Origin of the sequence: Cellulomonas sp. CW35 (assembly GCF_052378485.1) — a bacterium.
Classification (GTDB): domain Bacteria; phylum Actinomycetota; class Actinomycetes; order Actinomycetales; family Cellulomonadaceae; genus Cellulomonas; species Cellulomonas uda.
The window spans coordinates 731,710-743,075 of sequence record NZ_CP199000.1; the positions used below are offsets into that span (position 1 = coordinate 731,710).

Annotated in this window: 11 protein-coding genes; 7 read left to right on the forward strand and 4 right to left on the reverse strand. The window is 76.2% G+C overall.

All coding sequences use genetic code 11. The features are described 5' to 3' along the window. Together resB and ccsB are read left to right on the forward strand one after the other, a co-directional pair. A complete protein-coding gene (resB, locus tag ACT17Q_RS03490; protein ID WP_444664770.1) occupies positions 1-1,809 on the forward strand; it encodes a cytochrome c biogenesis protein ResB in 1,809 nt (602 codons plus the stop codon). Then, positions 1,796-2,857: a c-type cytochrome biogenesis protein CcsB gene (gene ccsB, locus ACT17Q_RS03495; protein ID WP_444664772.1), complete on the forward strand. Its 1,062-nt coding sequence runs from the start codon at positions 1,796-1,798 to the stop codon at positions 2,855-2,857. Before resB ends, ccsB begins: the two co-directional genes overlap by 14 nt. 168 nt (positions 2,858-3,025) lie before the next feature. Here the strand turns inward: ccsB and ACT17Q_RS03500 are convergent, their stop codons facing one another. Next, the gene (locus tag ACT17Q_RS03500) at positions 3,026-3,364 is read right to left on the reverse strand and encodes a PLDc N-terminal domain-containing protein (RefSeq protein ID WP_444664774.1); all 339 of its coding nucleotides are present in this window, start codon (positions 3,362-3,364) and stop codon (positions 3,026-3,028) included. 87 nt (positions 3,365-3,451) lie between these two features. Here ACT17Q_RS03500 and ACT17Q_RS03505 point away from each other — a divergent pair, with 87 nt between their 5' ends. Continuing rightward, complete coding sequence (locus ACT17Q_RS03505) at positions 3,452-3,769, forward strand: DUF4229 domain-containing protein (protein ID WP_094180826.1); 318 nt, start codon at positions 3,452-3,454, stop codon at positions 3,767-3,769. Between the two features lie 12 nt (positions 3,770-3,781). Here the strand turns inward: ACT17Q_RS03505 and ACT17Q_RS03510 are convergent, their stop codons facing one another. Both ACT17Q_RS03510 and menE read right to left on the reverse strand, forming a co-directional pair. Then, on the reverse strand, positions 3,782-4,651 hold the full coding sequence (locus tag ACT17Q_RS03510) for a 1,4-dihydroxy-2-naphthoate polyprenyltransferase (RefSeq protein WP_141319852.1): 870 nt from the start codon (positions 4,649-4,651) through the stop codon (positions 3,782-3,784). Then, positions 4,648-5,844, reverse strand: a complete 1,197-nt coding sequence (gene menE / locus ACT17Q_RS03515) for an o-succinylbenzoate--CoA ligase (protein ID WP_444664777.1) — start codon at positions 5,842-5,844, stop codon at positions 4,648-4,650. Before menE ends, ACT17Q_RS03510 begins: the two co-directional genes overlap by 4 nt. Positions 5,845-5,938: 94 nt before the next feature. Here menE and ACT17Q_RS03520 point away from each other — a divergent pair, with 94 nt between their 5' ends. After that, entirely contained in the window at positions 5,939-7,018 is a 1,080-nt protein-coding gene (locus ACT17Q_RS03520; RefSeq protein WP_094180823.1) for a DUF3048 domain-containing protein, read from the forward strand. Between the two features lie 143 nt (positions 7,019-7,161). Next, positions 7,162-7,317 carry a hypothetical protein gene (locus ACT17Q_RS03525; RefSeq protein ID WP_444664779.1) on the forward strand — a complete coding sequence of 52 codons (156 nt, stop codon included), beginning with the start codon at positions 7,162-7,164 and terminating at the stop codon, positions 7,315-7,317. A gap of 67 nt (positions 7,318-7,384) precedes the next feature. Here the strand turns inward: ACT17Q_RS03525 and ACT17Q_RS03530 are convergent, their stop codons facing one another. Then, on the reverse strand, positions 7,385-8,353 hold the full coding sequence (locus tag ACT17Q_RS03530; RefSeq protein ID WP_444664781.1) for a 1,4-dihydroxy-2-naphthoyl-CoA synthase: 969 nt from the start codon (positions 8,351-8,353) through the stop codon (positions 7,385-7,387). Positions 8,354-8,452: 99 nt separating this feature from the next. Here ACT17Q_RS03530 and ACT17Q_RS03535 point away from each other — a divergent pair, with 99 nt between their 5' ends. Together ACT17Q_RS03535 and menD are read left to right on the forward strand one after the other, a co-directional pair. Then, a complete protein-coding gene (locus ACT17Q_RS03535) occupies positions 8,453-9,388 on the forward strand; it encodes an o-succinylbenzoate synthase (RefSeq protein ID WP_444665358.1) in 936 nt (311 codons plus the stop codon). Continuing rightward, a complete protein-coding gene (gene menD / locus ACT17Q_RS03540) occupies positions 9,385-11,307 on the forward strand; it encodes a 2-succinyl-5-enolpyruvyl-6-hydroxy-3-cyclohexene-1-carboxylic-acid synthase (RefSeq protein WP_094180819.1) in 1,923 nt (640 codons plus the stop codon). The genes ACT17Q_RS03535 and menD overlap by 4 nt, the downstream gene beginning before the upstream one ends. Positions 11,308-11,366 lie beyond the last annotated feature (59 nt).

Below are 11,366 nucleotides of genomic sequence, written 5' to 3' on the forward strand. Positions count from 1 at the left end.
GTGGCGACCTACCGCCCCGAGGGCCTCGAGGACACGTTCGCGACGAGCGCCGCCGCACCGGGCGCCGACGGCTCGTCGGACGCACCCGCCGCCCCGCCCCGGCTCCCGCGCCTGGGCCCCACCGGGTGGGCCCGCTGGGCCTGGCGGCAGCTCACGAGCATGCGCGTCGCGCTGCTGCTGCTCATGCTGCTGGCCGTGGCCGCCGTCCCCGGCACGATCTTCCCGCAGCGCGCGCAGGACGTCTCCGAGGTCGCGCAGTACATCGACGACCACCCGTCCACCGGGCCGTGGCTCGACCGGTTCGGGTTCTTCGACGTGTACTCCTCCGTCTGGTTCTCCGCGATCTACCTCATGCTGTTCATCTCGCTCGTCGGGTGCATCCTGCCGCGCACCCGCGCCCACCTGGGCGCGCTGCGCGGCCGCCCGCCGCGCACGCCACGGCGCCTCACCCGGTTCCCCGCGCAGGCGGGCGCCGAGGTCGCGGGCACGCCGCAGGACGTCGCACGCCGCGCGGCGAGCGCGATGCGCCGCGGCCCCCGGTGGGCGCCGTTCGCGCGGTCCTACCGCGTCGACGTGCACGACGAGGGCGGCGGCGCCTGGTCCGCCGCGGGGGAGCGCGGGTACCTGCGCGAGACCGGCAACCTCGTCTTCCACCTCGCGCTCGTCGGGCTGCTCGTGTCCGTCGCGGCCGGTCAGATGCTGCACTACCGCGGTCAGGCGATCGTCGTGCAGGGCCGCGGCATGGCGAACTCCGTCAAGGAGTACGACACGTTCGAGAAGGGCACGGCGTTCAGCGAGGACAGCCTCGAACCGTTCACGTTGCGCCTCGACGACTTCACCGCGCGGTTCGACGACGAGACGCTCGAGCCGCGCGACTTCGCCGCGTACGTCACGGTGACCGACCCCGACGGGACCCCGAGCGCCGAGACCATCAAGGTCAACCACCCGCTCGAGCGGGACGGCGCCAAGATCTACCTGCAGGGCAACGGCTACGCACCCGAGCTCACCGTGCGGGACGCGGCCGGCGAGGTCGCGTTCTCCGGCGCGGTGCCGTTCCTGCCGCAGGACGAGGTCTACACCTCGCGCGGCGTCGTGAAGGTGCCGGACGTCTCCGGCGACCAGGCGCAGGTCGGCCTCGTCGGCTACCTGCTGCCCACCGCGGTGGAGATCACCGACGGGCTCTACCAGTCGGTCGACCCGCAGCCCGACGCGCCGCTGCTCGTGCTCTCGGTGTGGTCCGGCAACCTGGGCCTCGACACCGGCGTGCCGCAGAACGTGTACCAGCTCGACGAGTCGCGCATGGAGCAGGCCGTCGACGCCGACGGCAAGGCCGTGACGATCTACCTGCGTCCCGGCGAGAGCGTCGAGCTGCCCGACGGGCTCGGGAGCGTCTCGTTCGACTCGCTGACCCGGTACGTCGCGCTCGACCTGCGCCACGACCCCGCGCTGACGTGGGTGCTCGTGTTCGCGCTCGCCGCGTTCGTGGGCCTCGCGGCCTCGCTGTTCGCGCCGCGGCGCAGGCTCTGGGTGCGCGCGGTGCCCGGCACGCAGCCGGGATCTACAGTGGTGAGCGCCGCGGGCCTCGCGCGCGGCGACGACGTCGGCCTCCAGCCCGAGCTCGATCGCGTGCTCGCGGACGCGCTGACCACGTTCGACCCGGTCACGGTCGAGCACACGACGGCACCGGGCACGGCGACGGTGCACACGACGACAGCGGACACAAGGGTCCCGCCGACGACCTCGGCGGACCAGACGCAGCCGGACGCCCCGGACGCGCCGAGGGACGGGAGAGACCATGCAGGTCGGTGACCTGAGCACGCTTCTGGTGTGGGCCGCGGCAACCGCGTTCCTGATCGCGCTCGTCGCCTACACCGTCGACCTCGCGCGCCTCGCGGACAACGCGCAGCGCCTCGACGTGCCCGAGGGGGCGAAGGCCGAGGCGCGCGTCGAGGCGCTCGCGGGCGCGCGCGGCGGCACCACGGTCCTCTCGCGCGGGCCGGACTCCGCGATCGCGGGCGCCACGGTGGACGCGGCGCCGGGACGTTCTCCGCGCGCCGAGGGCATCGCGCGCTCGACCACCTACCTCGGCATCGCGCTGATGTTCGCCGCGATCGTCCTGCGCGGCGTCGCCGCGGGCCGCTGGCCCACGGCCAACATGTACGAGTTCACGCTCGTCGGCGTCTTCGTCGCGACCACGGTGCTCGCGGTCGTGCAGCGCCGTCGCGTCATCGCGTTCCTCGGCGTCGTCGTCATGGGCATCGCGGTGACCGCGCTCGTCGTCGCGATCGAGAGCTTCTTCGTGCGCGCCGACGCGGTGCGCCCCGCGCTGCAGAACTACTGGCTGGTGCTGCACGTCGGCGTCGCGATCATCGCGACCGGCATCTTCACCGTGGCGTTCGCCGCCGCCGTCCTCCAGGTCATGCGCTACGGCCGCGAGACCGACCGCACGCACCTGGGCCACCGGTGGTCGCGCGCCGACGGCATGCGTCAGGCGTTCTCCGGCCTCGCCGTCACCGGACCGCGCTTCCGCTGGCTCGACCAGGTCCCCGACTCGCGGCGCCTCGAGGCCCTGTCCTTCCGTCTCAACGCCATCGCGTTCGTGCTGTGGACCCTGACGCTCATCGGCGGCGCGGTGTGGGCCGAGGACGCGTGGGGCCGGTACTGGAACTGGGACCCCAAGGAGGTCGGCACCTTCATCGCGTGGGTCGTGTACGCCGCCTACCTGCACGCGCGCACGACGCGCGGCTGGAGCGGCCGCAAGGCGGCCTACTTCGTCTTCGCCGGCTACGCGTGCGTGATCGCCAACTTCACGGTGGTCAACCTGGCGATCAAGGGCCTGCACTCGTACGCCTTCTGACCGGAGAGCGCGCATCCGCGCCCCCGGTCGCGGGTTCGTCGCCAGGTCGTGCAGTCGTCCGCGCGACCTGGCGACAGACGCGCGACCTCACGTCGGACCCACGCCCTTGGACTCCCCTCAGCCGGGCGGTCCGGCGGTGGGGTCCGGTGGTGGGGCCAGGTGGTGGGATCAGACGGTGGGGCCGGGCTGGTCGTGGGGCTCGTCGTCGGGCTTGCGGGCCTCGCGGCGGCGGCGCTCCTGCTCCAGGCGCCACAGGAACTCCGGGTCGTCGTCCGGGGCGACGGGCGCTCCGGGAGCCTGGGCCGTCTGCGTGCGGTAGGGGGTGCGCTGGCCGCGCTTCGTGCGGCTGACCGCGAGCCAGACCACGCCGCCGATCACCGGGAACAGCACCACGAGCACCCACAGCGCGGGGTGCACGCCCAGGCGCTCGTCCTCGTCGCTGCGCACGATGTCGATCACGCAGTAGACGACGAATCCGATGAGCAGCAGCGTCCCGAGGTAGCGCACGCCCCCAGGCTAGTCGGTGGCGCGTGCCACAGGTGCGGGCGCGACCCCGAGGGTGGGCGGGGACCCCACGCCGCCTACGCTGGGACCGTGCCCGTCCTCGTCTACACGCTCCTGCGCCTGGTCCTGTTCGCCCTCGTGACCGTCCTGCTGTGGGCGGTCGGCATGCGCTCGTGGCTCGCGCCGCTCGCGGGGCTGCTGGTCGCGTGGGGGTTGTCGTACGTGCTGCTGGCGAAGCAGGGCCGCGCGGCCGCGGAGTGGGTCGAGCGGCGTGCCGCGCAGCGGGGGGAGCGGCGGCCCACGGCGGCCGACGAGGACGCGCGGCTGGAGGACGCGGCCGACGAGGCCGCGCGGGCCACCCCGGCCGACGAGGCCGCGCGGGCGGACCGCCCGGCCGACGAGGCCTGACGCCCCCGCTCGTCAGACGGCGAGCCCCACGCCCAGCAGCACGCCGAACGCGAGCTCGAGCATGCCCGTGCCGGCGAGCACGGGCACGAGCGCGCGGCCGCGCGCGCCGAGGAGCACGACGCCCGCGAGCAGACCGGCGGGGAACAGCAGGATCGAGACGATCAGCGCCCACGGCGAGGCGAACGCGCACACGATGCCGAGCAGCACGGGCACGACGACGAGCGCGGCGTACGCCCGGCGCGCGCGGCGGTCACCGAGCCGCACGGCGAGCGTGCGCTTGCCGGAGACCGCGTCCGTCGGGATGTCGCGGACGTTGTTGACCATGAGCAGCGCGCACGCGAGCAGCCCGACGGCCACCGCGCCGACCCACGCCACCCAGGACAGCCGCCCGGCCTGCGTGTAGGTGGTGCCGAGCACGGCGACCAGGCCGAAGAACACGAACACGCCGACCTCGCCGAGCCCGCGGTACCCGTACGGGTTGCGCCCGCCGGTGTAGCCCCACGCGGCGAGGATCGACACGGCACCGACGCCGACCAGCCACCAGGCGCCGGCCGCGACGGCGAGCCACAGGCCGAGGGCCGCGGCGACGCCGAACGCCGTGAACGCCGCGTTGCGCACGGCCGAGGGCCGCGCCGCGCCGGACGCGGTGAGCCGCATGGGTCCCACGCGCTCGAGGTCGGTGCCGCGCACGCCGTCGGAGTAGTCGTTGGCGTAGTTCACGCCCACCTGCAGCGCGAGCGCGACGCCGAGCGCGAGCGCGGCGCGCCCCAGGTGCGACGCGTCGAGCTGCGCGGCCGCACCGGTGCCGACCAGCACGGGGGCCGCGGCGGCGGGCAGCGTGCGGGGCCGCGCGCCGGCGACCCATTCCTGCGGTGTGGTCACGCGGTGCTCCCTGAGGTGGTGGTCGGTCCCGCGTGCGGTGCGGGCGAGGAGACGTGGTCGACGACGAGCGCGGCGGCGGCCCGGCGGTCGGGCTTGCCCGGGCCGCGCAGCGGCAGCGCGCCGACCACGACGAGGTGCTGCGGGGCGTGCGCGGGCCCGAGCGCGGCGGTGACGTGCGCGCGCAGGTCGGCGAGGGTCGGTGGTGCGGTCGGGTCCGTGGGGACGACGAGCGCGCCGACGGCCTGCCCCCACGTCTCGTCGGGCACGCCGACGACGAGCGCCTCGGCGACCCCCGGTGCCGCGGCGAGCGCCGCCTCGACCGCCGCGGGCGCGACGTTCACGCCACCCGTGACGACGACGTCGTCGGCCCGGCCCAGGACGCTCAGCACGCCGTCGTCGAGCCGGCCCAGGTCGTTCGTGCGCAGCCAGCGCGTGCCGTCGAGCGTCACGAACGGGTCCAGGTCGGGGCGGCCGAGGTAGCCCGCGGTGAGCACGTCCCCGCCCAGCAGGACCCGCCCGGAGGCGTCGAGCCGGACGCGCACCCCGTCGAGCGGTACGCCGTCGTAGACGCAGCCGCCGCACGTCTCGGTCATGCCGTACGTGGTGACGACGCGCACCCCCGCGGCGCGGGCGCGCTCCAGCAGGGGGGCCGGCGCTGCGGCGCCGCCGAGCAGGACCGCGTCGAACGTGCGCGCGGCGTCGGTCGCCGCCTCGTCGTCGAGGACCCGGACGAGCTGCGTGGGGACGAGCGAGGTGTACGTCGGCGTGCCGGCGGGGGTGCCGGTGCGCAGGTCGGCGACCGCGGCCGCGAACCGCGTGGCGGTGAACGGCGTGCCGAGCGCGACGACGGGCCGCGTGCCGGCGAGCACCGAGCGCACGAGCACCTGCAGCCCCGCGACGTGCTCGACGGGCAGCACCAGCAGCCACCGACCCGGACCGGCGAGGCGCCGCTCGGTCGCGCGGCCCGAGGCGCGCAGGGCCGAGGCCGTCAGGAGCGCGGTGCGCGGCTCACCGGTCGAGCCGGACGTCGCCACGGCGAGCGCCACGTCGTCGTCGACCGCGACGGTCGCGAGGTGGTCCCACCCGGTCGCGGTCGCCACGCGCACGGCGGGTCCCGCGCCGTCGAGCGCGGGACCCAGCGCGTCGAGCAGGTCCTCGGCGCGCGGCGGGACGTCACGCAGCGGCCGGCTCACGGTCCCAGAGTAGGTCGCCACGCGCGCGCGGATGCACGCCGCGCGCGCGGTCCGTGGCACCCTGGACCCGCTACGACCCCAGGGGAGAGACCACATGACGTCCACGTCCCACCGTCGCGCGCGCACCCGGGTGCTCGGCCTGCTCGGCGCGTTCGCGCTCACGCTCACGGCGGCGTGCAGCTCGACGACGCCCGAGACGCCCGAACCGGTGACGGCGGCCCCCGTGATCACCCCGGACAAGCAGCCCGTGCCGACGCCCTCGCTGCCCGCGACGTGGCCGCTGACGGGCCTGCCGGCCGGTGGCGACCTGGTCGAGCGCCCGTCCCTGGCCGTCAAGGTCGAGAACACGTCCGCGGCGCGCCCGCAGTCCGGCCTCGAGCAGGCCGACGTGGTGTGGGAGACGATCGTCGAGTTCCAGGTCTCGCGGTTCATCGCCGTGTACCACTCGCAGGTCCCCGAGACGGTCGGCCCGATCCGCTCGGTGCGTCCCATGGACCCGCTGGTCCTCGCGCCGACGAAGGGCCTGCTCGCGTTCTCCGGCGGGCAGGGCGGCATCGTCTCGCTCGCCCGGCAGTCCGGGCTGCAGATCCTGTCGAACGACGAGGGCGTCGACGGCATGTACCGCTCGAGCGACCGCGCCGCCCCGCACAACGTGTACGGCGACATGAAGACCCTGTGGGGTCAGGCGGACGCGTCCCACTCGGCGTCCCCGGGCGAGCAGTTCCTGTTCGCCCGGACCGCCGACGAGGCCGCGGCCGTCACGGGCGGTACGCCCGCCTCGACGCTGTCGTTCCGGCTGTCGAGCGCGTCGAACCCGTCGTGGGCGTGGGACGACGCGACGGGCACCTGGCTGCGCTCGGAGGGCTCGTCGCCCGCCACGGCGCGCAGCGGCACGCGGCTGTCCGCGGTGAACGTCGTGTCGGTCGTCGCGAACCACCCGAACACGGCCTTCCCGGCCCAGGGCGGCGCGCGTGTGCCCACCTACGACCTGGTCGGCCAGGGCGAGGGCACCCTGGCCACGGGCGGCAAGACCGTCGCGGTGACGTGGAAGAAGGAGGCGCAGGACGCGCCCCTGCGGCTGTTCCTCGCCGACGGCTCGGACGCCCTGCTCGCCCCCGGGAACACCTGGGTCGAGCTCGTCCCGCTGGGCTCGGGGTCGCTCACGACGAGCTGAACGTCCACCCTGCGGCGGCCGGGCCGTCCACCTGCGGGTGGAGGCCCGGCCGTCGTGCACCCGCCCCGGGACGGTCCGCGCCGCGGGCAGGACGAGCCCGGCGGCCGATGCCCGCACCGGCCGGCGCCGACGAGGCTGGTCGCATGACCACAGAACCTCTCACCGAGCCCGTCGAGCACGACATCGCGGCCGTGGGTGCCGTCGTCACCGCGGGGGTCGTCCTGCTCGCGTTGGTCGTCGGCGCCGCGTTCGTCGTCGCGCAGCTCGTCGACCTCGTGTCCTGGTTCGCCGTCGACTGACGACGCACCGGGACCGAGCGCACCGGGACCGAGCGCACCGGGACCGAGCGCACCGGCCGCGGCGCGCTCAGTACGCGTACGGGAAGCCCGACCAGTCGGGGTCGCGGCGCTGCAGGAACGCGTCCCGGCCCTCGACCGCCTCGTCGGTCATGTACGCCAGGCGTGTCGCCTCGCCCGCGAACACCTGCTGGCCCGCGAGGCCGTCGTCGGCCAGGTTGAACGCGAACTTCAGCATCCGGATCGCCTGCGGCGACTTGGTCGCGACGATCCGCGCGTACTCCAGGCCCGCGTCCTCGAGCTCGTCGTGCGGCACGACGTCGTTGACCGCGCCCCACGCGCACGCCTGCTCGGCCGAGTACTCGCGGGCCAGGAAGAAGATCTCCCGCGCGCGCTTCTGCCCGACCTGCCGCGCGAGCAGCGCCGAGCCGTACCCGCCGTCGAACGAGCCGACGTTCGCGTCGGTCTGCATGAACCGCGCGTGCTCGCGGGACGCGATCGTCAGGTCCGCGACGACGTGCAGCGAGTGCCCGCCGCCCGCGGCCCAGCCGTTGACGAGGGCGACGACGACCTTGGGCATGGTCCGCATGAGCCGCTGCACCTCGAGGATGTGCAGCCGTCCGGCGCGCGCGGGGTCGATCGCCTCGGCGGTCTCACCCTCGGCGTAGCGGTAGCCGTCCCGCCCGCGGATCCGCTGGTCGCCGCCGGAGCAGAACGACCACACGCCGTCCTTCGGGCTCGGGCCGTTGCCGGTGAGCAGGACCGTCCCCACGTCGGAGGTCATGCGCGCGTGGTCGAGCACGCGGTACAGCTCGTCGACGGTGTGCGGGCGGAACGCGTTGCGCACCTCGGGTCGGTGGAACGCGACGCGCACGACGGGCAGGTCCCGCACGACCGTGCCGTCGGCCGCGCGCTCGACGCCGCGGTGGTACGTGAGGTCGGTGAGGGCGGTGCCGTGCTCGAACCCGTCGACCGTGCGCCAGCGCGCGGGGTCGAACGTGTCGGAGACGCGGGCGGGCAGCTCGTCGTGCGCAGTCACGGCCTCACCCTACGAGCCTCGCGCGCGGGCGGGGCCGCAGGGCAGCGCACGTACGCTGGTCCGGTGCTCGCCCCGGACGTCGTCGTGTGGTCGCTGCCGATGCGCACGCGCTTCCGCGGTCTGACGTCCCGGGACGGCGTGCTCGTGCGGGGCGACGCGGGGTGGGCGGAGTTCTCGCCGTTCTGGGACTACGACGACGAGGAGTCCGCGGGCTGGTGGCGCGCGGCGCACGAAGCGGCCGAGCTCGGCTGGCCCGCGCCCGTGCGCGACCGTGTGCCGGTCAACGTGACGGTGCCCGCGGTGGACGCCGCGACGGCGCACCGGATCGTGACCGGCTCCGGCGGCTGCCGCACCGCGAAGGTCAAGGTGGCCGAGCGGGGGCAGGACGTGTCCGACGAGATCGCGCGCCTCGAGGCCGTCCGGGACGCGATCGGCCCGGGCGGGGCGATCCGGGTCGACGCGAACGCGGGCTGGGACGTCGACGAGGCCGTGGCGCGCCTGGCCGTGCTCGACCGCGCCGCCGGCGGGCTCGAGTACGCCGAGCAGCCCGTGCCCGGCGTCGCGGACCTCGCCGCGCTGCGACGGCGCACGCACGTGCCGATCGCCGCGGACGAGTCGATCCGCCGTGCCGCCGACCCGTACGCGGTCGCGCGTGCGCACGCGGCGGACGTGGTGGTGCTGAAGGTGCAGCCGCTCGGCGGGGTGCGCGCGTGCCTCGAGCTCGCGGAGCGCATCGGGCTGCCCGTGGTGGTCTCCTCGGCGCTCGAGTCGTCCGTGGGGCTCGCTGCCGGGGTGGCGCTCGCGGCCGCGCTGCCCGAGCTGCCGTACGCGTGCGGGCTCGCGACCGCACAGCTGCTCACCGCGGACCTCGTCGCGCAGCCGCTGCTGCCCGTGGACGGTGCGCTGCCCGTCCGCCGCACGCAGCCCGACCCCGCGCTCGTCGCCGCCGCGTCCGCCGACGAGGCCCTGACCGCGCGCTGGCGCACGCGCACGGCCGCGGTCCGCGCCGCCGCCGCCCGCGCGGACCGGGCATGATGTCCGGCGTGACGACGGCTGTCCCGGACCCCGCAGGCCACGCGACCGGCGCCGCGACGGGTCCCGGCGCCGGTGCCCCCGCCGTGGTGTCCGCGCGCGTGCTGGTGCAGGCGCTCGCGCGGCTGGGCGTCGAGGACGTCGTGCTTGCCCCGGGGTCCCGCAGCGCGCCGCTCGCGTACGCGCTCGCGGACGCCGCGCTGGGCGACGACGAGCGCCCCGAGCACGCGCCGGCCCTGCGGCTGCACGTGCGCATCGACGAGCGCGACGCGGGCTTCCTCGCGCTCGGGCTGGCGAAGGCGTCCGCGCACACGGACGGCTCCGGCGCGGCCCGCCCGGTCGCGGTCGTCACCACGTCCGGCACGGCGGTGGCGAACCTGCACCCCGCGGTCCTCGAGGCGCACCACAGTGGCATCCCGCTCGTCGTGCTCACGGCGGACCGCCCGCACGAGCTGCGGGGGACCGGCGCCAACCAGACCACCGACCAGCCGGGCATCTTCGGCAGCGCGGTCCGCCTGCTCGTCGACGTGCCCGCACCCGTCGGCCTGCCGCACGAGGCGCGCGACGTGCGGCACACCGCGGCGCGCGCCGTGGCGGCCGCGACCGGCGCGCGCACCGCAGACCCCGGCCCCGTGCACCTCAACCTCGCGTTCCGCGAGCCGCTCGTCCCGGGCGACGAGCCGTGGCCCGCGCCCGGCACGGCGGGCCTCACGCACGTGCAGTCCCGCCCCGGCCCGAGCGTCCCGACCGCGACCGGCGCCGTCCCCGCGGTCGTCGCGGCCGCGCAGCGCGTCGCCGACGACGACCGCCCCGCACGACGAGCACCCGGCCGACTCGGCGGCGTGCCCACGGTCGTCGTCGCGGGCGACGGTGCGGGACCCGCGGCGCGGCGCATCGCCGAGGCCAACGCGTGGCCCCTGCTCGCCGAGCCGTCGTCGGGGGCGCGCGGCGGCCCGTGCGCCGTGAGCGCCTACCGCCTGCTGCTCGCGCAGCCCGAGCTCGGCGGCCGCGTCCGCCGCGTCGTCGTGCTCGGCCGGCCCACGCTGTCGCGGCCGGTGCTCCGGCTCCTCGCGCGCGACGACGTCGAGGTCGTCGTGCTCGCCCCCCGCGGCGCCGACTGGTACGACGCCCCGCGCGCCGCCGACCAGGTGCTGCTCGAGACGTCCGCGCGCATGCGGCAGGGGCGCATGCCCGGGCCCGCGGGCTGGCTCGAGGCGTGGCTCGTGGCCGACACCGCCGCGCGCACCGCGGTCGACGCCGTGCTCGACGACGGGCCCGAGGCCGTGCGGGGCCGCCGCTCGCGCACCGGCGCCCGCATCACCGGCCCGGTGCTCGCGCGCGCGGTCGCCGCCGCGAGCACGCCGCAGGACGTCCTCGTCGCCGGGTCGTCGAACCCGGTGCGTGACCTCGACCTCGTCGCGCGCTGGGACGACCCGCCGCTCGTGCTCGCCAACCGTGGGCTCGCCGGCATCGACGGCACGGTCGCGACCGCGACGGGCGTCGCGCTCGCGCTCCCGCGGCGGCGCGTGCGCGCGCTCGTCGGGGACCTCACGTTCCTGCACGACGTCGGTGGGCTGCTGCGCGGCCCCGCCGAGCCGGCCGTGGACCTGCAGGTCGTCGTCGCGAACGACGACGGCGGTTCGATCTTCGCGACCCTCGAGCACGGCGAGCCGCACCGTGCCGCGGTGTTCGAGCGCGTGTTCGGCACGCCGCACGGCGCCGACCTCGCCGCGCTGTGCGCCGGGTACGGCGTGCGGCACTCGCGCGTCGTCGAGGTCGACGGGCTGCTGCCCGCGCTCGCCGCGCCCGGGCGCGGCGTGAGCGTCGTCGAGGTGCGCGTCGACCGCGCCGGGCGGCGCGCGCAGTCGGCGCTGCTCGCGCAGGAGGTCGCCGCGGCCGCCGCGCGCGTCCTGCGCACCTGACGAACTCCCAGGGAACTCTCAGGTCCGACGAAGGCTGCGCCCAGCACGAGGGCGTGTCA